Here is a 22,712-nt window from a genome sequence, read left to right as displayed (position 1 = left end):
CACGGGCTGTCAGAACAGAAAGTAGCGCTGTGCCATCGGCAGCACGTCGGCCGGTTCACACCACAGCAACACGCCGTCGGCCTTGACCTGATAGGTCTGCGGGTCGACCTCGATTTCAGGCAGGTAGCCGTTGTGGATCAGATCCTTTTTTTGCACATCACGGCAGCCCTTGACCACCGCGATCTGCTTTTGCAAACCCAGCGCTGCAGGCACACCCGCTTCAAAGGCGGCCTGGCTGATAAAGGTCAGGCAGGTGGCATGGCGCGAGCCGCCGTAGCTGGCGAACATCGGGCGATAGTGAACCGGCTGCGGCGTGGGGATCGAGGCGTTGGCATCGCCCATCAGGCTCGACGCAATGGCCCCGCCCTTGATAATCAGTGTCGGCTTGACGCCGAAGAACGCCGGGCGCCACAGCACCAGGTCAGCCCACTTGCCCACTTCCACCGAGCCCACTTCATGGCTTACGCCGTGGGTGATCGCCGGGTTGATGGTGTATTTGGCGATATAGCGCTTGGCGCGGAAGTTGTCGTTGCCCGGGGTGTCTTCGGGCAGCGGGCCGCGCTGTTTTTTCATCTTGTCGGCAGTTTGCCAGGTACGTGTGATCACTTCGCCGACGCGGCCCATGGCCTGGCTGTCGGAGCTGATCATGGAGAACGCGCCGAGGTCATGGAGGATGTCTTCGGCAGCGATGGTCTCGCGGCGGATGCGGCTTTCGGCGAAGGCCACGTCCTCGGCGATGCTCGGGTCGAGGTGATGGCAGACCATCAGCATGTCCAGGTGTTCGTCGATGGTGTTGCGGGTAAAGGGCCGGGTCGGGTTGGTGGAGCTGGGCAGCACGTTGGTCAGGCCGCAGGCCTTGATGATGTCCGGCGCATGCCCGCCACCGGCACCTTCGGTGTGATAGGTGTGGATGGTGCGGCCCTTGAAGGCGGCGAGGGTGGTTTCGACAAAGCCTGACTCGTTCAGGGTGTCGCTGTGGATCGCCACTTGCACGTCATACCGGTCAGCGACCGTCAGGCAGTTGTCGATGGATGCCGGGGTGGTGCCCCAGTCTTCGTGCAGCTTGAGGCCGATGGCCCCGGCTTCGACCTGCTCGATCAGCGGCTGCGGCAGGCTGGCGTTGCCCTTGCCGGTAAAGCCCATGTTCATCGGGAACGAATCGGCGGCCTGGAGCATGCGCGCCATGTGCCACGGCCCGGAGGTGCAGGTGGTGGCGTTGGTGCCGGTGGCCGGGCCGGTGCCGCCGCCGATCATGGTGGTCACGCCGCTGTTGAGCGCTTCTTCGATCTGCTGCGGGCAGATAAAGTGGATATGGGTGTCGATGCCGCCGGCAGTGAGGATCATGCCTTCGCCGGCGATCACTTCGGTACTGGCACCGATGGCGATGGTGACGTTGGGCTGGATATCCGGGTTGCCGGCCTTGCCGATGGCATGGATGCGGCCGTTCTTGAGGCCCACATCGGCCTTGACGATGCCCCAGTGATCGATGATCAGCGCGTTGGTGATCAGCGTATCCACCACCTCGGCGGCAAGCAGCTGGCTCTGGCCCATGCCGTCACGGATCACCTTACCGCCGCCGAACTTCACTTCTTCGCCATAAGTGGTGAAGTCTTGCTCGACTTCGATCCACAACTCGGTGTCGGCCAGGCGGATCTTGTCGCCGACGGTAGGGCCGAACATGTCGGCGTAGGCCTGACGGGAGATTTTCATCGTGCGTTCCTGAACATTGATTCGGATTTTGTGGGAGCGGGCTTGCTCGCGATGCGGGCGGCGCGGTTTGCCTGCATGACCGCGTAGATGCCATCGCGAGCAAGCCCGCTCCCACAGGGGATGGTGTATTTCAGGTCAATCCAGCTCGCCCATCACTCGCCCGGCAAAGCCGAACACCCGGCGCAATCCGGCCAGTTCCACCAGCTCTACTTCTCGGGTCTGCCCCGGCTCGAAGCGCACGGCGGTGCCGGCCGGGATGTTCAGGCGCATGCCGCGGCTGTCGCCACGGTCAAACATCAGGGCATCGTTGGTTTCGAAAAAGTGATAGTGCGAGCCGACCTGAATCGGCCGGTCACCTCGGTTCGATACGCTCAGGCTGAGGGTGCGGCGACCCACATTCAGCTCGATGTCGCCTGCTTCAATACGGTATTCGCCCGGAATCATTGCGGCTCACTCAAGGTTTTGAAGTAGATGGCAGTCGGGCTGTAATGGCCGTCGGGGCTTTGGCAGTAGTTGGGCAGCTCGCCCACGCGGGTATAGCCCAGGGCGCTGTAGAAGTTCTCGGCGGGGGAGCCGGCTTCAGTGTCCAGGTGCAGCAAGCCGCGCTTGAGTTCGCGAGCGCCCTGCTCCAGGGCATGGATCAACACCTGGCCCAGCCCGCGGCGACGCACTTCGTTGAGCACCAGCAGCTTTTGCACCTCGGCACGGTTCAGGCCGTTGGCCTTCTGGCACAGCGCCAGTTGCACGCTGGCCAGTACGCGCTGGTCTTCCACCAGTACCCAGAGCAGCAGGTTGCCTTGCTCCAGTTGCGCGTGAACGTCGTTGAAGTAACGGCTGGCCTGGGGCTGGTCCAGGTCGTTCATGAACCCCACCGAGGCGCCGTGCTCGACTGCGTCGAGCAGCAACACGATCAAGTCATCGCGGTATTGGGCAAAGCTCTGCGCGGTGACGCGTACTACCTGCTCGGCATTCATTGTCCGGGCTCCTTGGGCGGCAGGGCGCCGGGGTTGAGCATCAGTTGCATAAAGGTCAGGTCGAGCCAGCGGCCGAACTTGATCCCCACCTGCGGCATGCGCCCGCTGGTGACGAAACCCAGTTGTTTGTGCACATGGATCGACGCCGCATTGCCGCCTTCGATGGCGGCCACCATCACGTGTTTGCCGCAGGCCCGGGCGCGTTTGATCAACTCGGCCAGCAATTGTGGCCCAAGCTTTTTGCCGCGCTGCTCGGGGTGGATATACACCGAGTGCTCGACGGTATGGCGAAAGCCTTCGAACGGCCGCCAGTCGCCGAACGAGGCATAGCCCAGGGCGATATTGGCTTCGTCGACGATCACCAGGATCGGGTAGCCCTGGGCCTGGCGGGCGTCGAACCACTGTTGGCGGTTGGCCAGGTCGACGGTTTGTTCGTTCCAGATGGCCAGGGTGTTGAGCACCGCATCGTTGTAGATATCGCGAATCGCCGGCAAGTCCGCCGCGACTGCATCACGAATGACATAAGACATGCTCGGCCTCAGGCGATGGGTTGGTGGACGGTGACCAGTTTGGTGCCATCCGGGAAGGTGGCTTCGACCTGGATGTCGGGGATCATTTCCGGGATGCCTTCCATCACCTGGTCGCGGGTCAGCAGGGTGGTGCCGTAGTGCATCAGTTCGGCGACCGTGCGGCCATCGCGGGCGCCTTCGAGCAGCGCGGCGGAGATATAGGCGATGGTTTCCGGGTAGTTGAGAATTACACCGCGGGCCAACCGACGCTCGGCCAGCAGGCCGGCGGTGAAGATCAGCATCTTGTCTTTTTCGCGTGGGGTCAGGTCCATGGTCGGGTCCGTGTTCGGCAGTTAAAAATGAGTCGGGCCTTGGCCCTCACCCTAACCCTCTCCCAGAGGGAGAGGGGCTCTTCAGGTACTCCAGATACGTGGCGCCAATGCCTCGCGCCCCAGCAATGCCGGGCGCAGCAAACGCCATAAATCAATCAGCCAGCTGCGCGCCTGCAAGGCCTCGCCAGCCAGGCAGCGTGCAACCAGTAAACCCGGTAATTGAGTCAAATCCCCGCGCACCGGGTTGGCCAGCGAGCGGCAGCGCTCCAGTAGCTCGGCACTGATCTCACCTGTCACCAGCAGCGTGGCGAACACCGGGTTGCCGTCCAGGCCAATGGGCGAATCCAGCAGCCCGTCGTCCCCGACAATGCGCTGGCGCTCATGCCAGAGCAACTGGCCGTCGCGGCGGATATCCAGGCGTGACTGAAAGTGCCCGTGCTCAAACCGTTCGCCACTGGCCAGGCGCCCCAGCGCCACCATGTCCCAGTAAAACAGCCGCGCATCACCCTCAAGCGCGATGCGGGTGGTGAGTTCGGCCTGGGCCGCGCTGAACACGATGGTCTCCTGCGGCAGCCATTCCAGGGTCGCGCCGGCGGCCACGTTCAATTCGACTGTCTGGTAAGCCGGGCCTGCCGCGCGATACCACTTGGCCGCGCCAGGACTGGTCAGTTGCGCCCAGGCACCGGGGCCGACGCTGGCGCTGATGTTCAGCTGGTCGCCCCCGGCAATCCCCCCCGGCGGGTGGACAATGATGTGCTGGCACACCTCGGGGCCTTCGGCATACAAGTGCTTTTGCACCCGCAGCGGTCCGAGGTGGCGGCGCAGGGTCGGCCGCGTGCTGTCGCCGAAACGGCCATAGCCCAGCTCCAGCTCGGCGAGCCAGCTGGGGGTGAACAATGCGGTGTTGGCCGGCAGGTTCATAGGTAGGACTTTTCACCAAATAGAGACGCAGATTAAATCGTAACCAGCCCGCGTACACCTTCTGTTTGCATATTTTCACCACGGCCCTGCTGCACGATTTCGCCACGGGACATCACCAGGTACTGGTCGGCCAGTTCTTCGGCAAAGTCATAAAACTGCTCCACCAGCAAAATCGCCATATCGCCGCGGGCGGCGAGCATTTTGATCACCGCGCCAATCTCCTTGATCACCGAGGGCTGGATGCCTTCGGTGGGTTCGTCGAGGATCAGCAGGCGCGGGCGACTGGCCAGGGCGCGACCGATGGCCAGCTGTTGCTGCTGGCCGCCGGACAAATCGCCGCCGCGCCGATGCTTCATTTGCAGCAGCACCGGGAACAGCTCGTAGATAAATGCCGGCACCTCTTTGGCCTCGGCGCCGGGAAAGCGCGACAGCCCCATCAGCAGGTTTTCTTCCACCGTCAGACGTCCGAAAATCTCCCGGCCCTGGGGCACATAGGCGATCCCGGCATGTACCCGCTGGTGAGGCTTGAGCGCGGTGATGGGCTGGCCTTCCCACTGCACGCTGCCTTCCTTGATTGGCAGCAAACCCATCAGGCATTTGAGCAGCGTGGTCTTGCCCACGCCATTGCGGCCCAGCAGGCAGGTGACTTCGCCGACTTTGACCTCGAATGACAGGCCGCGCAGGATATGGCTGCCGCCGTAGTACTGATGCAGTTTTTCGACGTTAAGCATGTTCAGATTCTCCCCATGCCCCTGTGGGAGCGGGCTTGCCCGCGATGGCATCACCGCGGATTGACTGACAGATCGCATCGCCTGAATCGCGGGCAAGCCCGCTCCCACCCAAGGCAGGCTTTCAGCGACCCAGGTAGACCTCGATCACCCGTTCATCCGCCTGCACCTGCTCCAGCGAGCCTTCGGCCAATACGCTGCCCTGGTGCAGCACGGTGACGTGGTCGGCAATCGAGCCGACAAAGCCCATGTCGTGTTCCACCACCATCAACGAGTGCTTGCCCGCCAGGCGCTTGAACAGCTCGGCGGTGAATTCGGTTTCGGCGTCGGTCATGCCCGCCACCGGCTCGTCGAGCAACAGCAGTTGCGGGTCTTGCATCAGCAACATGCCGATTTCCAGAAACTGCTTCTGGCCGTGGGACAACAGCCCCGCAGGCCGATGCGCCGAGCCGCTGAGGCGGATGGTGTGCAGCACTTCACCGATGCGGTCCTTTTGCTCGCCGCTCAGTTTCGCGCGCAGGCTGGCCCATACCGACTTGTCGGTCTTTTGCGCCAGCTCCAGGTTCTCGAACACGCTCAGGGCCTCGAACACCGTGGGCTTCTGGAACTTGCGGCCAATCCCGGCCTGGGCGATCTGCACTTCGCTCATCTGGCGCAGGTCCAGGGTTTCGCCAAACCAGGCCTGGCCTTCAGTGGGCCGGGTCTTGCCGGTGATTACGTCCATCATGGTGGTCTTGCCCGCGCCATTGGGGCCGATGATGCAGCGCAGTTCACCGACGCCGATGTACAGGTTGAGGTTGTTCAGGGCCTTGAAGCCATCGAAGCTGACGCTGATGTCTTCCAGGGTCAGGATGGTGCCGTGGCGGGTGTTCAGGCCCGGCCCGGCGGCTTGCCCCAGGCCGATGGCGTCACGGCTGCTGCCAGCGTCCAGCACGGGTTCGAGCATGAATTCGGCGGTCGGTGTGATTCTCATTGTTCGCCCCTTTTCTTCAACAGGCCGATCACGCCTTTAGGCAGGTACAGGGTCACGACGATAAACAGTGCGCCCAGGAAGAACAGCCAGTATTCGGGGAAGGCCACGGTAAACCAGCTCTTCATGCCGTTGACCACGCCTGCGCCCAGCAGCGGGCCGATCAGGGTGCCGCGCCCGCCGAGGGCGACCCATACGGCGGCTTCGATGGAGTTGGTCGGCGACATTTCACCCGGGTTGATAATGCCCACCTGCGGCACATACAAGGCCCCGGCCAGCCCGCACAACACCGCGCTCAATACCCACACGAACAGCTTGAAACCGCGCGGGTCGTAGCCGCAGAACATCAGGCGGTTTTCTGCGTCGCGCAGCGCCGTCAGTACCCGGCCGAACTTGCTGCGCGCCAGCCGCCAGCCAAGGAACAGGCTGGCCACCAACAACAGCACGGTGGCGAAAAACAGCGCGGCGCGGGTGCCCGGTTCGGTGATACCAAAGCCCAGGATGCTGCGGAAATTGGTAAAGCCGTTGTTGCCGCCAAAGCCGGTTTCGTTGCGGAAGAACAGCAGCATTCCAGCGAAGGTCAGGGCCTGGGTCATGATCGAGAAATACACGCCCTTGATCCGCGAGCGAAAGGCGAAAAAGCCGAACACCAAAGCCAGCAGGCCGGGAGCCAATACCACCAGGCACATGGCCCACCAGAAATGCTCGGTGCCGACCCAGTACCACGGCAATTCAGTCCACGACAAAAAGGTCATAAAGGCTGGCAGTTCATCGCCCGAGGCCTGGCGCATCAGGTACATGCCCATCGCGTAACCGCCCAGGGCGAAGAACAGGCCGTGGCCGAGCGACAGCAGCCCGGCGTAACCCCAGACCAAATCCAGCGCCAGCGCGACAATGGCGTAGCAGAGGATCTTGCCCACCAGCGTCAGGGTGTAGGCCGAGACCTGTAACGGGCTGTCAGCGGGCAGCAGCGAGAGCAGTGGCAGGGCCAGCAACACCAGCAACACCAACGCACCTGCCAGCGTGGTAACAGTGGGCCCGGCCTTTTGTGCAGCAGTGACCATCAGAGGCTGATTCATCAGTCGATCACCCGTCCTTTAAGCGCGAAGAGCCCCTGCGGACGCTTCTGGATAAACAGAATGATCAGTCCCAGAATCAGGATTTTGCCCAGTACGGCACCGATCTGCGGTTCAAGAATCTTGTTGGCGATACCCAGGCCGAAGGCTGCATACACGGTGCCGGCCAATTGGCCGACGCCGCCCAGCACCACCACCAGAAACGAGTCGATGATGTAGCCCTGGCCCAGGTCCGGGCCGACGTTGCCGACCTGGCTCAGGGCCACGCCGCCGAGCCCGGCGATCCCCGAGCCGAGGCCAAAGGCGAGCATGTCTACACGCCCGGTGGGCACGCCGCAGCAGGCGGCCATGTTGCGGTTCTGGGTGACGGCACGCACGTTGAGGCCCAGGCGGGTCTTGTTCAGCAGCAGCCAGGTGAGCACCACCACGGCCAGGGCGAAGACGATGATCACCAGGCGGTTGTACGGCAGCACCAGGTTGGGCAGCACTAGCAGGCCGCCCGACAGCCAGGCCGGGTTGGCCACTTCGACGTTTTGCGCGCCGAACAACACACGCACCAGCTGGATCAGGATCAGGCTGATGCCCCAGGTGGCGAGCAGGGTTTCCAGCGGGCGGCCGTAGAGGTGGCGAATGATGGTGCGCTCCAGCAGCATGCCCACGGCTGCGGTAACGAAGAACGCCACCGGCAGGGCCAGCAGCGGGTAGAACTCGATGGCGCCGGGGGCGAAGCGCTGGAACAGCAACTGCACGCAATAGGTGGAATAGGCGCCGAGCATCAGCATCTCGCCGTGGGCCATATTGATCACGCCCAGCAGGCCGAAGGTGATGGCCAGGCCCAGGGCTGCCAGCAGCAGGATCGAACCCAGGGACAAACCACTGAACGCCTGCCCCAGCAAATCGCCGATCAGCAGTTTGCGTTTGACTTGCGCCAGGCTGGTTTCGGCGGCGGTGCGCACCCCGGCATCGGCTTCGACCCCCGGTTGCAGCAGGTTTTCGAGGCGGGTACGGGCCAGCGGCTCGCCAGTTTCACCCAGCAGGCGCACGGCTGCCAAACGCACGGCCGGATCGGGGTCGACCAGTTGCAGATTGGCCAGCGCCAGGCTCAGGGCGCTGTGTACATCGCTGTCGGTTTCGTCGACCAGTTGCCGATCGAGGAAGTGGAGTTGCGCCGGTTTGGCGGATTTTTGCAGTTGCTGCGCGGCGCTTAAGCGCAGTTTGGGATCGCTGGCGAGCAACTGATGGCTGGCCAGCGCCGTGTCGATCAGGCCGCGCAGGCGGTTGTTCAGGCGCAGGGTTTTAACCTGACCGTCTACTGTGACCTGGCCCTGTTGCAGGCTGTTGAGCAGCTCTACGCGGGCGGGAACCGGTTGGGCCGCCCAGCTTTCCAGCAGTTGGGCCTGCTGTGAGTTGTTGGCGGCGGCGAAGTCGCTGGCGTCATCGGCGAAGACGGCCAATGGCAGCAACATCAGGCAGCTGAGGATAAGACGGTAAAGGGCAGTGGGCATAATCATGGCCTTGCACAGATAGAAGCAATTCAACACACCTGTGGGAGCGGGCTTGCTCGCGATTCAGGCAACGCGGTCTTTCAGTGAAACCGTGTTGATTGCATCGCGAGCAAGCCCGCACCCACAAAAGCACAATGATGCGTCAGGCTTTAGTTACTCTTCACCGCGTAATCGGGCTTCTTGTCGTTACCCGGGATATAAGGGCTCCACGGCTGGGCGCGGATCGGCCCTTCGGTCTGCCACACCACGTTGAACTGCCCGTCGGGCTGGATCTCGCCGATCATCACCGGCTTGTGCAGGTGGTGGTTGGTCTTGTCCATCGTCAGGGTGTAGCCCGACGGTGCAGCAAAGGTCTGGCCAGCCAGGGCTTCGCGCACCTTGTCGACATCGGTGGACTTGGCTTTTTCCGCCGCCTGCGCCCACATGTGAATGCCTACATAGGTGGCCTCCATCGGGTCGTTGGTCACGGCCTTGTCGGCGCCCGGCAGGTTGTGGGCCTTGGCGTAGGCTTTCCAGTCGGCGACAAATTTGGCATTGACCGGGTTTTCCACCGACTGGAAGTAGTTCCACGCCGCCAGGTTGCCCACCAGCGGTTTGGTGTCAATGCCGCGCAGTTCTTCCTCACCCACCGAGAATGCGATGACCGGCACGTCGGTCGCTTTCAGGCCCTGGTTGGCCAGTTCTTTATAGAAGGGCACATTGGAGTCGCCGTTGACCGTGGAGATCACCGCCGTCTTGCCGCCGGCCGAGAACTTTTTGATATTGGCCACGATGGTCTGGTAATCGCTGTGACCAAACGGGGTGTAGACCTCTTCGATGTCCTTGTCGGCGACACCCTTGGAATGCAGGAAGGCCCGCAGGATCTTGTTGGTGGTGCGCGGGTACACGTAATCAGTGCCCAGCAGCACAAAGCGTTTGGCGCTGCCGCCATCTTCGCTCATCAGGTATTCCACCGCCGGGATTGCCTGCTGGTTGGGGGCGGCGCCGGTGTAGAAAACATTGGGCGACATCTCTTCACCTTCGTATTGCACCGGGTAGAACAGCAAGCCGTTGAGTTCTTCAAACACCGGCAATACCGACTTGCGCGACACCGAGGTCCAGCAGCCAAACACCACGGCCACTTTGTCCTGGGTCAGCAACTGCCGGCCTTTTTCGGCAAACAGCGGCCAGTTGGACGCCGGGTCGACCACCACCGCTTCAAGCATCTTGCCGTTGACGCCGCCCTTGGCATTGATCTCGTCGATGGTCATCAGCGCCATGTCTTTGAGCGAGGTCTCGGAAATGGCCATCGTCCCGGACAGCGAATGCAGAATCCCCACCTTGATGGTCTCGGCGGCTTGTACCGTCCAGGTCATACCCATTGCGGCAATAGAGGCAGAGAGGGTGAAAGCCTTGAGCAAGCTACGACGCTTCATGGTGCGATCTCCGGGAACTTGATTTTTATCAGGGGTAGATACGAACGATGAAGGGGCTTTTGCAAAGCCTGTGCCGACAATACGCAACAGCTCTGTGTCGTGGCTTTGCGCGAAAAACTGGCGTTTTGATGCCCCAGTTTGGGGCTGCAGATGCCAGAAAGGTGCGTTGTGCGCTCCGCCGTGGTGCCGGGTACCTGCAAGCAGAAAGTATTTAAATACCGCAGCAGGCAGCGGGATCCGGGCAAGGATGCAGGCAGGCCGTGTACCGGCCATTCCTTTTAGCCGAACGAGACCAACGCCCATGCAACAGCCACATGCCACCCAGCAAGGCTGGGCCCCGCCCAATGTGTTCGTTGAATTGCCCACCCTGAGCCCGGCGTTTTTAAGCGCGGACGATGCGGCGCGCTTTGCCCATGAGCTGATTGGCGACCACCGTGATGTGCAATACGGCGGGGCAATATTGAAAAACAATCTGGAGCAGTTTTTTGCCACGCGCCCGGTGACGGGGCATGGCGCGCTCTTCAGGCCCGAGCGGGTCATGTCGACCAATCAGTCCGGCACGTTCAAGCACCCGCCGGGCTACACCTGCGTTGCCTTTTATCACTCCCATGCCGATATCTATGAGCAGGTCCAGACCCTCTACGAAGGCTGGCCGAGCGAAAGCCTGTTTGCCCGGGTCAACCTGTTTTCACCGATCGATATCTACACCATGCTGCGTATGCAGCCATTTGTGGCGGTCAGCTATTTGTCGGGGCTCAATGGTTCGCTGATTAAATACGAGTGCAGTGGCTCGGCTGAGGAAAAACGCATCACCCAGTTGCTGGGCGAAGCCAGGGAGTTGTCGGTGGAGGCGATCGACTCCCTGGGCAAGGCTGCGCTGATCCTGATAAAGCTCGGCACCCTCAGCGTGATCCAGTCCAGTGAGTGCTGGGACAAAAAGGTCGGCGTGCTGGATGGCTCGTTTACCCCCTCGACGCCCCAGAGCCTGCTGGATATCGAACGCGTGATTATCCAGCGCCCGGCCTTCGGACCGATTGTTAGCACTGAGGCGCTGGCCCTTCAATTCGTGCGCAGCCGCACCGATCAGACGCCCGACGAGCATTACGGGGTGATCCTCAGGCACAACGAACGCGACGAGTTCGTGGTGTCCGAACCGATCACCACGCACATGGATTTCTCCCTGAACCGGGTGTTTCTCAAGTCCCGGGAAGGGGTGCCGGTGCTGCTGCCGGGCTATCAGCTGCATGCCTTGTATGGCTGTGATGGCGAATACCGTGACCCCACGCTGATCCCGGCCGAGCAGGCCTCGCTGTACAAGAATGTGCTGCACCCGCAATCCCTGGAGAACGGCATCGTGGTCGCCCAGCTGCTGGGCAGACCGGCGCAGCGCCAGGCGTTACCCCTGTTTATCGCGACCCGTGATGGCGCGATGCTCAAGTATGTGTCCCGTTACTCGGCCGATGAAAAGACCCTGTTTGCCAAGTTGTCCGAAGCCGAAGGCGGGGGCATGGAGCTGATCCGCAACGTGCTGGCCGATGTTGAACCGACGCTGTCGTTTATTCATCTGCTGGCCCACTGCGGTGACTTGAGTGTGGTGCATAGCAGTGAACTGTGGAGCCAGGTCGGGCGGGTGCAAACAGACTGGCAGCCGTATCGGGGGTTTGTGCGGCGCAACCTGGGCCCGACATTTGTCACCGCCGACGATGCCGCACGCCATGCCCACGAACTGATCGCCGGGCGTGTCGATGCGGTCTATGGCGGGCTGATCTACCAGGACCTGAATCACAGGTTTTTCGCCACCGAACCGCTGGCCGTTCGCACCGAGATCTTTCATCCGCAGCGGGTTATCCCTCCTGAGCTGACGAACCTGGCCCCGCCCGGGGCCAGTGTGGTGGCGGCGTATCAGAGCCATCGGGTGCAGCCGCTGCAACTGTGGCGCCCAGCGAGCGAGGAACAGTTGATCCGCAATGTGTTTGAGCCCCACGAGCTGTACATGGCCATTCAGGACCGGGTCGACATTGCTTCGCGCTACCTCTCCACCCGGGATGGCGCATTGCTCAAGCTCACCCCCCGGGGTTCGGCAGAAGCACAGGCGTTTATGGCCAGCCTGGCACCGCCGGTCGAGCACCCCGAGCAAGTGCGCAAAAACACCCTGCAAATGCAGCTGCGCGCCAATGCCCTGATGCCCAGCGAGTATGTTGCCCGGATCAGCAAGGCGTGCGATCTGCATGTGGTGGTGGGCAGCGTGCTGTGGGGCAACCCGGGGCAAGTGACGCCCAAGTGGAAGCCCTGCGAAGTGCGCGCCGGGATTTATGAGGTCAAGGTGCAGCCGCCATTGAGCCCGATTTTTGCCCAGGCCCAGGACGCCATGCGTTATGCCCACGAGCGTATGGGCGAGCGTAAATACCGTCAGTTCGGTGTCATCCTGAAAAAAACCGACCGTGATGAATTTGTCGTCACCCACCCGGTTGTTGCCGGGCGAGTGGGCATTCAACTGGGGCGTATTTTCCCTCATTCCTTTGCCCGGCAGGGGTACAGCCTGCCTCGGGGGTTCAGGTTCCACGCGGTGTATATTGCCGCGCCCAGTGTGGCGAAAGATCAGGTGCCCGGTTCCGTCTACGCTGACTTCATCGCCCCAGTGGACCTGTCCCAGAGTGCGGTGCTGATGAGTACGGTGCGCGACCACATCCCGGGAACGTCGGTATACCCGCCGCTGTTTATCTCGACCCGCGACGGCGCCCTGTTGAGCTATCGCACCTTGAGCCTGGGCAAGCTGCTGGATCTGGAGGGGCCGTTTTCGTCCCAGAGTTCGATGCTCATCGGGCTGCTCAACGGCAAGATCAGCGCCACCGAATATGTGCGGCATATTGCTGGCAGTGGCCAGCTGGAGGTGGTGCTCAAGAGCAGTACCTGGGCGACCTTGGGGCGGGTGACCGAACAGTGGCGGCCACAAGCCATTGATGCGCAACCCGGGGCGCCTTTGCCCAACGTGGTGGCCCTGGGGCCGGAGTTCGTGCATATCGACGATGCGGCGCTGTATTTCCATCGCCGGCTGGCCCGGCCGCATGTGGCCGAGACCCTGGGGGTGATTTTCCGTCGCGACTATTACGGCCGTTTTGTGGCTCAGGAGCCGCTGACCAATGGGGTGTACGCCACGGCCCAGGAGCAGGTGCTGATAAACCCTGACCTTGAGCACAGCAGCGGCCGCATGCGGCCTCAGCCTGTGCTGGCGCCCCAGAGCACAGCGTGGGGCCTGTGTTTTGCCCATCGCCCCGAGCCCCCGGTTCTGGTTCGCTCACGCATTGGCCAATGGATCGACCATAGCTTCTGGCCAATGGACATTTGCTATGTCACCCAGGGCCTTGTCGGTTTGGGCTTTGCGCTGAACATTGCCTACCTGAGCGGCAATGACGGTGCGTTGCTCAAATATGTGCGCGGCTCGAGCCGGGAGCTGGGTGTGTTGTGCCAGGCCCTGGGCGGGGCCGACTACGACGAAGTGCGGCGTTTGAACCGGCAATGGATCGACAGCGGGCTTGACAACGAAAGCGAACACACTGCCAGGTTGCTCAAGGCCGGTGAGCTGGTGGTGGTGTACACCAGCGGCAACTGGCCACGCACCGGGTGGGTGACGGCTGACTGGAAAAGCCAGCAGCCCGTTACGCGGATGCCGGTTTTGCCGTGGGCACCTTCACCTGCAACGCGGGACCGGGATGAGCTTTAGCCGACCCATAGCGGTGCCCGTCAGGATCAGCGCTTGCGCATCAGGCCGATAAAGAACAACCCGCCGATCGCCGCCGTGGCCACGCCGATGGGCAGATCTTCGGGGGCAATCAGGGTGCGGGCCGCCACATCGACCCACACCAGAAATACACTGCCCAGCAGCGCCGACACCGGCAACAAACGCCGGTGTTCGGCGCCCACCAAGCGCCGCGCAATGTGCGGGATCATCAGGCCGACAAAGCCGATCGAACCGCTGATGGCCACCAGCACGCCGGTCATCAGCGAGGCGATCAAAAACACCCGCAAGCGCACGTTGCGTGCATTCAAACCCAAGGTCACGGCAGTCTGCTCGCCGGCCATCAGGGCGTTCAGCGGGCGGGCCATGCCCAGCAGCAGCACCAGCCCCAGCAGCACGCTGGCGCTGGGGATGGCCAGCAGTTCCCAGCGTGCCAGCCCCAGGCCGCCGAGCATCCAGAACAACACGGCAGAGCTGGCACGGTGGTCGCCCAGAAACAGCAGGGTATTGGCCACGGCCATCATCACAAATGACACGGCAACCCCGCATAACAGCAGGCGGTCGCTGTCGAGGCGACCGTGGCGGCTGGCGATGGCCAGCACCAGGATCATGCTCAGCAGCGCGCCGATAAAGGCGGCGATGGGCAGGGTCAGCAGGCCGACGATTTCACCCACATGCAGCACCACAATCACTGCGCCCAGGGTGGCGCCGCTGGTCACGCCCAGCAGGTGCGGGTCGGCCAGGGGGTTGCGCGTCACCGCTTGCAGCACCGCGCCGATCAACGCCAGCCCGGCGCCCACCAGCGCGCCGAGCAACATGCGTGGCACGCGGATCAGCCACACGATATGTTCCTGGCCCGCGCTCCAGTTCACCTCACCAACACCCAACAGCTTGTTGAGCAAAATGTGCCACACCACGTCCACCGGCACCCGCGCCGGGCCAAAACCCAGCGACACCACGCACGACACCAGCAGCAGCGCGCCCAGGGCAATCAGCAACAAGGCGTAGCGGCGAGCGATCATTGTGGGTGGAAGCCTTTGGCCAGGGTTTCGATGGCGAGCACGTTGTCGATGCCCGGGGTGGCTTGCACATAGGGGATAACGATAAAGCGCTGGTTACGGATGGCGTCTACCGATTGCAAGGCCGGGCTGGTTTGTAGAAAGTGCTGTTTTTGCTCGGCGCTCACTTCGCTGTAGTCGACGATCACGATCACTTCGGGGTTGCGCTCGACCACGGTTTCCCAGTTGATGCGCGTCCAGCTGGCGTCGATATCGCTGAGGATGTCGTTGCCGCCGGCAGCTTCGATCAGGGCATGGGGGATGCCCAGCTTGCCCGAGGTCATGGCCCGGTCTTCGCCGCTGTCGTACAGGAATACCCGGGGCTTGGCGGCGGGCAGGGTCTTTTGTACGTCGGCAATTTTTGCCTGCATTTGTGCGATCAGCGCATTGGCGCGGTCCTGCACGTCGAAGATCTTGCCCAGGTTGCGCAGGTCGTTGTAGGTGTCTTCCATGCTGGCGGGCGGGCGCTTCATGACAAATGCGCAGGACTCGGTCAGCTCATACACATTGATGCCCAGCGGCGTCAGGGTTTGCGGTGTGAGGTCACCGCCCACGCGCATGCCGTAATCCCAGCCGGCGAAGAAGAAGTCGACATTGGCGTTGAGCAGGGTTTCCACCGACGGGTACTTGCTTGCCAGCTCCGGCAGACCGTCGAGGATAACTTTCATCTGCGGGGTCACGGCCTTCCAGCCACTGATCCCGCTGTAGCCGGCCATATGGGGTTTGAGCCCAAGGGCGAGCATCATCTGGGTCATGTTGATGTCATGGCTGACCGCGTGTTTGGGGGCTTCGTTGAAGGTCACCTCACGGTTGCAGCTCTTGATGGTCAACGGGTAATGGGTGCTCTCGGCAAAGGCCAGGGGCGAGGCGAGCACGGCGCACAGGCCGAGGGCAAAACGGATCAGGTTCATGCTTGGGTTATCCAGGTAATGCGCGGGTAGCCGGACAGCGGATGGTCGTCGATCAGGGCCGCCACACCAAACACATCGCGCAGCAATTCGACGGTCAGCACCTCGCGGGGCGTGCCGCTGGCGATGATCTTGCCGTGGTCGATCACATACAGGCGGTCGCAAAAGGCGGCAGCCAGGTTGAGGTCGTGGATGCTGGCCAGGGTGCCGATTTTCAGGCGCTTGACCAGTTGCAGCAGCTCCAGCTGATAACGCGGGTCGAGGTGGTTGGTCGGCTCGTCGAGGATCAGCAGTTCGGGCTGCTGGGTCAGGGCGCGGGCCAGGATCACCCGTTGTTTTTCACCCCCCGAGAGGGTGGCGAAAGCGTGATCTTCAAAGCCCTGTAGGCCGACGGATTCGAGGGCGTTTTTCGCCAGTTGGCGATCGGCGTCGGTGTCGCCGTCGAACAGGCCCTTGTGCGGCGTGCGACCCATGGCGACCACTTCGTCCACGGTCAGGCCGAAGGTGTCGGGGAATTCTTGCAACACCACGGCGATGCGTTGCGCGCACCAGCGGGGCGATTGCTGCCAGAGGTTGTGCGGGCCGAGGTGAACCTGGCCGGCCTCGGGCTTGCTGAAACGGTAGGCACAACGCAGCAGGCTGGTCTTGCCGCTGCCGTTGGGGCCGATCAGCCCCACGAACTCACCCGCCGCGACATGCAGGTTGGCATCACGCAGCTGGAACTGGTGATGGCAATGGCCGTGGCCCAAAGGGGTCCAGGCGAGCTGGGTGAGGGTGAGGCGGGTCATAAAATCCGGTGCATTTCCAGTGTGTGGGAGCGGGCTTGCTCGCGATGACATCGCCGCAGTCTGCCTGACAGACCGCGCCGCCTGCATCGCGAGCAAGCCCGCTCCCACAGGGTTAGAAGGTGTAATCAGCCGTCACGAAAAACGAACGCGGTTCGCCCATGATCCATTGCTGGCCGCCATTGTATTGGGTTACGGCGTACTGGCGGTCGAACAAATTGTTCAAACGCAAACCCAGGGTGGTTTTGGGCAACGCTTTCCAGCTCACAGTGGCGTCGACCACGGTGTAGCTTGGCAGTTCGACGTTGTTGGCCGTGTCGGCATACCGCGAGTCGACATAGCGCACGCCGGCACCGGCACTTACATCATCGGTGATGGCCTTGCTCAACCACAGGTTGGCGGTGCGGCGCGGTACGTCGGTGGGGCGGTTGCCTTTGCGCGAGACGCCTTCGTCGTCGAATTTGTCGTACTGCGCGCGCACCACCGAGGCGTTGGCCTGCAACGTCCAGCGCTGCGGCAGTTGCAGGTCGAGGCTGGCTTCCAGCCCGCTGGAGGACTGCTCGCCCACTTGCAACGTGTTGGTCGGGTTGTTCGGGTCGGCGGTCAGCAGGTCTTTTTTGACGATGTGATACGCCGCCAGCGTCCATTCACCGCGCTGGTCCCAGAACATCTGCTTGAAGCCGATTTCGGTCTGCCGTGCATGGGCCAGCTCGAAATTTTGCTGCTTCTCGCTCAGGCTGATCAAGCCTCCCACGCCATCCACGCTGGTGGCTTGCTGGGCATAAATCGACATGTCCGGGGTCAGCTCATAGACCAGCCCGACTTTCCAGCTGTTGGCCGACAGGCTGCGGTCGCTGCGGGTAGCGTCACCATTGGCGGCAAAGTCATCGCGGTCCAGGTGCACGATATCGCGGCGCACACCGGTGACCAGCGACAGTTGATCGCTCAGCTCGGTGCGGTTTTCAGCGAACAGCGAAACCTGTTGCGTGGTGGTGGTGTATTGATCGCGGTACGGCGAATTGCTTTCGAATTCGCCGCGATCCGGGTGGTACAGGTCGATGGGTTGACCGTTTTCATTCACGTCTTTATATGGCGAGTTGCTGTGCAGGTTGAAGTGGATGCGGTTGTAATCCGCGCCCACCAGCGTTCTGCTTTTAAGGCCGAACAGGTCGTGGTTGAGGGTGAAGGTCTGGCGGTCGCCAACCTGTTCCTGTTCGTGCTTGATGCTGTAGTAACCGCTACGCAGCAAGGTCTGCTGGCTTTCATTCCAGGCGTGGTTTTCGGCGTTCTGCCAACGACGCTGGGCCTTGAGGTAATACAGCTCGTTGTTGGCGCTCAGGTTGTCGTTGATCTGCCATTCAGTGTTCAGGCGCGTCCACTGATCGTTGTAATGCAGTTTGGCATCACGCACGTTGTAGTTTTTGTCGCGCAGGCTCTCGTGATACCGGCCATTGATCAGCGGTACGCCGAAGTCATTTTGCGGCTGCTGGTCGCCATAGTCGTGGCTGAGGGTGAACGCCAGGTCGTCGCTGGCTTGCCAGCGCAGGGCGGCGCTGACAAAGGTGTTTTCGGAGTCGCCGTGGTCGATCCAGCCGTTGCTCTGGACGTGGTTGATGTTCAAGCGGTAGCTCAGGGTGTCGGTCAGCGAGCCGCCGCTGTCCAGCGCCTGCTGGCGCGTATCGTAGGAGCCGTAGCCCACCCGCAGGTGGTTTTCGATGGCGCCGGTAAAGGGCTTTTTCGGGATCACGTTGATCACCGCGCCAGTGGCGCCTTCGCCATACAGCACCGAGGCCGGGCCGCGCAGTACGTCGATGCGCTCCACCGACCAGTCGTCCACCGGGAAAGTCACGGTGCCTGCGCCGCTGTATATGCGCACGCCGTCATAGAGCTGCATCACCGAACCTTCGCCAACAAAGCCCCGAGCCGAGTAGGCCGAGCCGCCGTTGCCCGGCGTGCCGGTGTTGCTGATGCCGGTGGTGCGGGTTACGGCGTCCTGCACGCTGCGGTCGCCCCGGGCGCGGATTTGCGCGCCGGTCAGGCTTTCAACGCTGGCCGGGGTTTCGAGGCTGTTGAGGTTCAGGCGTGAGCCGGCGCTGGTGGCGGTCTTGAGGTCGATGCTTTCGATTTCGACTTCAGGGGCGGTAATGCTCGCGGCTGGCAACATCAGGGAAGGTGCGGTGTCATCGGCCTGGGCGCTATTGATCGCCAGCAGGCAGAGGCTGGACAAAAGGTACTTGTTCATCGGGGCAGTGAGTCGCTTATTTCAGAGGGTGTCCCCGCTGCCTCCTGGCGGCGGGTGATGGAGCTTAACTTGTTTTGTTATACAGTAACATTGATTTCGGGCGTGTTACTGGCGTGCCATTATAGCCAAGGCTCTAGAATGCGCCTCTCGGATGCCTAATGCCGATCATGAGAACCGCTCATGTGGCCGCAGTTTACGGATCATCAACAGTAACCGGTCCAGCCCCCACACAACGATCAACGAGGCGCCCACCAGTGGAAACGCGAGGGCCAGGGCGAGCATGATGGCAACCCCGGTTTTCCAGGTCGGCAGGTCGTGACGCAGCGGCGGCACCCCCAAACCACCTTGCGGGCGACGCTTCCACCAGATCACCAGGCCGCTTACGGAACTGAGCAGGATCATCAGGCACACCAGCAGCATTACGATCTGGTTGAGGGTGCCGAACAGTTTGCCTTCGTGCAGCATCACACCCATTTCAGTGGCGCGGGCGACGTTGCCGTAATGCTGCCAGCGCACGTCGGCCAGCACCGTGCCGGTGTATTGATCGACATGCAGGGTGGCGTCGTTGCGCGGGTCGTCGGCGAATACGGCAATGGTGAATACGCCGCTGGCGGTGGTCGGCAGGGTGATGCTGTAGCCGGGTTCGACCTGGCGCGCGGTGGCGGTGTCGACCACGGTTTGCAGGGTGATACCGGGGGCTGCGGGGCCTGAACTGTGGGCGGCGTGGGCCATATGTTCAGCGTGGGCGCCGGAGACCGGAATCGGCGTGTTTTCCATTGCCCAGGGCACAGTCTGGCGGGTGGCGGTGTTGAGGCTACGGGCCTCGATATCGGACTTGGGTACGTCGTTCCACATGGCCACCGGGAAGCGGTTCCACAGGTCGGCGTATTGCTTGCCCCAAAAACCGGTCCAGGTCATGCCGCTGATCAGCATAAACAGCAGCAAGGCTGCGCCCCAGAATCCGGTGACAACATGAAGGTCACGCCACAAGACGCGCCCGCGCCGGTTCAGGCGCGGCCATAAGATCCCGGCCGCCGACTGCCCGCGCGGCCACCACAGGAACAGGCCGGACACCACCAGCACCACGCCCCAGCCGGCGGCCAGTTCCACCAGCCGGTCACCGAGGGTGCCGATCATCAGCTCGCCGTGCAGGGCGCGGGCCACGGCTTGCAGGTTGAGCTTGGCATCCTGCTCGCCCAGTACCTGGCCGGTGTAGGGGTTGATAAATACATTGAGCTCGCGCCCGGCGTTATTGATCAGGAACTGGCCGCTGCGTTCGCGGTTGATCGGCGGCAGGTACTGGCTGATATGGCCCTGTGGATAAGTGGCCTGCACGCGGCTCAGTTGCTCGTCGGCGCTGAGGCCGTGATGGGCCGGGGTGACAGTGAGCAGGTGGTCGTAGAGCAGGGGGTCGAGCTGGGGCTTGAACAGGTAGATGATCCCGGTCAGGGCCAGCAGGATCATGAACGGGGCGACAAACAGCCCGGCGTAGAAATGCCAGCGCCAGGCCAGGTTGTAGAAAGACGGTGTTGGTCGGCTCATGTGAGCGGCTCCGCAAGGTAGCAAGGTTTAGTATTTGTTGTTTTGAGTGGGAGCGGGCTTGCTCGCGATGCAGGCAGCGCGGTCTGTCTGGCCGAGCGCGCTGATGCAATCGCGAGCAAGCCCGCTCCCACAGGGGGCGACTGGTGTCAGAAGCTCACATCCACCTTGGTCCACAGCGTGCGGCCCGGTTCATTGATGGCGCGCGGGTCGTTGGCCGGGTAGCCGTAACCGGCGTTGCCCGCCATGTTCAGGTGCTCGCTGTAGTTTTTGTCCAGCAGGTTGTCGACCCCGGCGCTGACCTTGAGGTTTTTGTTGATGCGGTACGCACCGTTCAACGAGAACACGCCAAAGCCGGCACTTTTGTCGAAGTCCTTGCCCACCACGTTGCCCGCGTTGCGGTCGATGCGGTCCTGGCGCGCCACGATGCGCCACAGGGCGCCGGCACTCCAGTCGTCTTGGCTGTAGGTCAGGCCCAGGCGGGTGTCCAGCGGTGGCATTTGCGGCAAGGCTTTACCGTCGCTGGTGTTCTTGCCCCAGGCGTAGGCCAGGGTGGCGTCGGCTTTCCAGTTGGAGGTCAACAGGTATGCCGCGCCCAGCTCGCCGCCCATGACCCGGGCGTTGATGTTTTGCGCTTGTGATGAACCTTTGGCGTAATCGAAGAGGATGTAGTCGCGGATCTCGCCGGCGTACACCGAGGCCCAGGCCTCCAGAGTGTCGGTTTTGTACTGCAGGCCCGCGTCCAGCTGGGTGGTTTTCTCCGGTTTGATGGCATCGAACGCATTCACCGAACCGGCCGGGCCGGAACTCGGCGAGAAAAGCTCCCAGTAATCCGGGAAACGCTGGCTGTGGCCCAGGCCTGCGTACACCGTGGTCGGGCTGTCGTTCAGGTCATGCTCGTAACGTACGAAACCGCTGGGCAGGGTGTCGGCGCGGGTCTTGTCCAGGGTCGGGTTGGGCCGGCTCATCATCCCCGAGCCAAGCCGGGCGCGGTAATCCTTGGCGGATGCGCGGTCAACACGGGCACCGGTAATCAGCCGGTCACGCTCGGCGGCGTACCAGGTCAGCTCGCCAAAGGCACCGTAGTTGTGGAAGTCGGCGTCCTTGCTCCAGTTCTGGTCTTTGTAGGTATCGATGCCCATGCCCATGCGTTTGCGGTGTTCGTTGGTCTGGGCATCGATGCCGCTGATCAACTGGTAGTCGGCCCAGCGCCAGGTGGCCTTGATCCGTGCGCCGAGGGTGCGGCGGTCGACGTTGGACGCCATCGGCCCGGCCATCATGCCGGTGCCCGACGGGGTACGCAGGGTGTAGTTGTCCATTACATGGTCGGCGTAGTTGTAGTAGACCTGGGCTTCGATTTTGTCGAGAACATCGCCGATGTTGGACTTTTCAAAGCGCAGGCCCAGGCTTTCGCGCTTGTACTGGCTGCCGTCCATACCGCGCCCGGCCGAGCGCGCTTCGCCGTCGCCCTTGCCGGCGGTGAGTTCCAGCAGGGTGTCGGCGTCCGGGGTCCAGCCCAGGGCGATGTCGCCGTTCCATTTGTCGTAGCGCGAAGGCACGGTGTCGCCGTTGCCGTCCTTGTAGTCATCGGCATGGGCGGTGTTGCCGATGACCCGCACATAGCCCAGCGGGCCACCGGCGGCGGCATCGATGGTCTTGTCGAATCGGCCATTGGAACCCGCCAACAGGCTGGCGTTGACCCGCGTGCCCAGCTCGCCGAAGTGCTCGGGTTCGCGCTCGAAGAGGATGGTGCCCGCCGAGGCGCCCGGGCCCCAGAGCACGGTTTGCGGGCCTTTGATCACGGTGAGCTTGTCGTAGGTTTCCGGCGAGATATAGGAGGTGGGTGCGTCCATGCGCCCGGGGCAGGCGCCGAGCATTTCGCCGCCGTTGGTGAGGATGTTCAGGCGCGAGCCGAACATGCCACGCAACACCGGGTCGCCATTGGTGCCGCCGTTGCGGATCAGGGCGAAGCCGGGGATGGTCTTGAGGTAGTCGCCGCCGTCACTGGCGGGCACGGGCTGGCGTGGGTCCTTGGGGTTGGTGACAACGGTCAGCGGTGAGCTGGGGGCGATGGCGGTGATCACCAGCGGGCTCAGTTCATTGCTGTGCCCGGCTTGTTCGTCGGCCACGGCGGTGGACGCCAGGACGGCGCAGCACAGGGTGCTGAGGGCAAAAGGTAAACGGGAGGCAGCGGTAAAGCGGGACATAAGCATTCCAATATTCAGGCGAATACAACGCGGCCACGCACCTGCGGCTGTCTAAAGCAGCGCATGCAGGTTGGCCAGGTGATGTGTTGTGTCGGTG

The 22,712-nt window shown here is 62.5% G+C and carries 18 protein-coding genes; 1 reads left to right on the top strand and 17 read right to left on the bottom strand.

Going from position 1 to position 22,712, the window contains the following annotated elements; translation table 11 throughout:
* Nucleotides 1-9 precede the first annotated feature (9 nt).
* The 11 genes from ureC to urtA form a co-directional block, all read right to left on the bottom strand.
* Nucleotides 10-1,710: an urease subunit alpha gene (ureC, locus tag BFC21_RS15795; protein ID WP_095005289.1), complete on the bottom strand. Its 1,701-nt coding sequence runs from the start codon at nt 1,708-1,710 to the stop codon at nt 10-12.
* Between the two features lie 135 nt (nt 1,711-1,845).
* Nucleotides 1,846-2,154: an urease subunit beta gene (locus BFC21_RS15790; protein ID WP_016783352.1), complete on the bottom strand. Its 309-nt coding sequence runs from the start codon at nt 2,152-2,154 to the stop codon at nt 1,846-1,848.
* The gene (locus tag BFC21_RS15785; protein ID WP_088378318.1) at nt 2,151-2,684 is read right to left on the bottom strand and encodes a GNAT family N-acetyltransferase; all 534 of its coding nucleotides are present in this window, start codon (nt 2,682-2,684) and stop codon (nt 2,151-2,153) included. Before BFC21_RS15785 ends, BFC21_RS15790 begins: the two co-directional genes overlap by 4 nt.
* Nucleotides 2,681-3,214: a GNAT family N-acetyltransferase gene (locus BFC21_RS15780; protein ID WP_088378317.1), complete on the bottom strand. Its 534-nt coding sequence runs from the start codon at nt 3,212-3,214 to the stop codon at nt 2,681-2,683. The genes BFC21_RS15785 and BFC21_RS15780 overlap by 4 nt, the downstream gene beginning before the upstream one ends.
* A gap of 8 nt (nt 3,215-3,222) precedes the next feature.
* Entirely contained in the window at nt 3,223-3,525 is a 303-nt protein-coding gene (gene ureA, locus BFC21_RS15775; RefSeq protein WP_016783355.1) for an urease subunit gamma, read from the bottom strand.
* 81 nt (nt 3,526-3,606) lie between these two features.
* Nucleotides 3,607-4,446 carry an urease accessory protein UreD gene (locus tag BFC21_RS15770; RefSeq protein WP_120266348.1) on the bottom strand — a complete coding sequence of 280 codons (840 nt, stop codon included), beginning with the start codon at nt 4,444-4,446 and terminating at the stop codon, nt 3,607-3,609.
* Between the two features lie 32 nt (nt 4,447-4,478).
* Nucleotides 4,479-5,177 (bottom strand): urea ABC transporter ATP-binding subunit UrtE, encoded by a 699-nt coding sequence (urtE, locus tag BFC21_RS15765; protein WP_088378315.1) that lies wholly within the window; start codon nt 5,175-5,177, stop codon nt 4,479-4,481.
* Nucleotides 5,178-5,298: 121 nt separating this feature from the next.
* The gene (gene urtD, locus BFC21_RS15760; protein WP_088378314.1) at nt 5,299-6,147 is read right to left on the bottom strand and encodes an urea ABC transporter ATP-binding protein UrtD; all 849 of its coding nucleotides are present in this window, start codon (nt 6,145-6,147) and stop codon (nt 5,299-5,301) included.
* On the bottom strand, nt 6,144-7,223 hold the full coding sequence (gene urtC / locus BFC21_RS15755) for an urea ABC transporter permease subunit UrtC (RefSeq protein ID WP_016783359.1): 1,080 nt from the start codon (nt 7,221-7,223) through the stop codon (nt 6,144-6,146). The genes urtD and urtC overlap by 4 nt, the downstream gene beginning before the upstream one ends.
* Nucleotides 7,223-8,725 carry an urea ABC transporter permease subunit UrtB gene (gene urtB / locus BFC21_RS15750; RefSeq protein WP_120266731.1) on the bottom strand — a complete coding sequence of 501 codons (1,503 nt, stop codon included), beginning with the start codon at nt 8,723-8,725 and terminating at the stop codon, nt 7,223-7,225. The genes urtC and urtB overlap by 1 nt, the downstream gene beginning before the upstream one ends.
* A 149-nt stretch (nt 8,726-8,874) precedes the next feature.
* On the bottom strand, nt 8,875-10,140 hold the full coding sequence (gene urtA / locus BFC21_RS15745; protein WP_088378313.1) for an urea ABC transporter substrate-binding protein: 1,266 nt from the start codon (nt 10,138-10,140) through the stop codon (nt 8,875-8,877).
* Between the two features lie 301 nt (nt 10,141-10,441).
* Here urtA and BFC21_RS15740 point away from each other — a divergent pair, with 301 nt between their 5' ends.
* Nucleotides 10,442-13,861: a DUF4329 domain-containing protein gene (locus tag BFC21_RS15740; RefSeq protein ID WP_120266347.1), complete on the top strand. Its 3,420-nt coding sequence runs from the start codon at nt 10,442-10,444 to the stop codon at nt 13,859-13,861.
* A gap of 26 nt (nt 13,862-13,887) precedes the next feature.
* Here BFC21_RS15740 and BFC21_RS15735 read toward each other — a convergent pair whose 3' ends face one another.
* The 6 genes from BFC21_RS15735 to BFC21_RS15710 form a co-directional block, all read right to left on the bottom strand.
* Nucleotides 13,888-14,898 carry an iron ABC transporter permease gene (locus BFC21_RS15735; RefSeq protein WP_088378311.1) on the bottom strand — a complete coding sequence of 337 codons (1,011 nt, stop codon included), beginning with the start codon at nt 14,896-14,898 and terminating at the stop codon, nt 13,888-13,890.
* Entirely contained in the window at nt 14,895-15,845 is a 951-nt protein-coding gene (locus tag BFC21_RS15730) for an ABC transporter substrate-binding protein (RefSeq protein ID WP_120266346.1), read from the bottom strand. The genes BFC21_RS15735 and BFC21_RS15730 overlap by 4 nt, the downstream gene beginning before the upstream one ends.
* Nucleotides 15,842-16,630, bottom strand: a complete 789-nt coding sequence (locus BFC21_RS15725) for an ABC transporter ATP-binding protein (protein ID WP_120266345.1) — start codon at nt 16,628-16,630, stop codon at nt 15,842-15,844. The genes BFC21_RS15730 and BFC21_RS15725 overlap by 4 nt, the downstream gene beginning before the upstream one ends.
* 112 nt (nt 16,631-16,742) lie before the next feature.
* Entirely contained in the window at nt 16,743-18,869 is a 2,127-nt protein-coding gene (locus tag BFC21_RS15720) for a TonB-dependent siderophore receptor (RefSeq protein ID WP_120266344.1), read from the bottom strand.
* A 165-nt stretch (nt 18,870-19,034) separates the two neighbouring features.
* Nucleotides 19,035-20,411 (bottom strand): PepSY domain-containing protein, encoded by a 1,377-nt coding sequence (locus BFC21_RS15715; RefSeq protein WP_120266343.1) that lies wholly within the window; start codon nt 20,409-20,411, stop codon nt 19,035-19,037.
* A 146-nt stretch (nt 20,412-20,557) separates the two neighbouring features.
* Entirely contained in the window at nt 20,558-22,615 is a 2,058-nt protein-coding gene (locus tag BFC21_RS15710; protein ID WP_088378306.1) for a TonB-dependent copper receptor, read from the bottom strand.
* Between the last annotated feature and the right edge of the window lie 97 nt (nt 22,616-22,712).

Origin of the sequence: Pseudomonas sp. TMW 2.1634 (assembly GCF_001703595.1) — a bacterium.
Classification (GTDB): domain Bacteria; phylum Pseudomonadota; class Gammaproteobacteria; order Pseudomonadales; family Pseudomonadaceae; genus Aquipseudomonas; species Aquipseudomonas fragi.
This window is presented reverse-complemented; position numbering and strand designations above follow the sequence as displayed.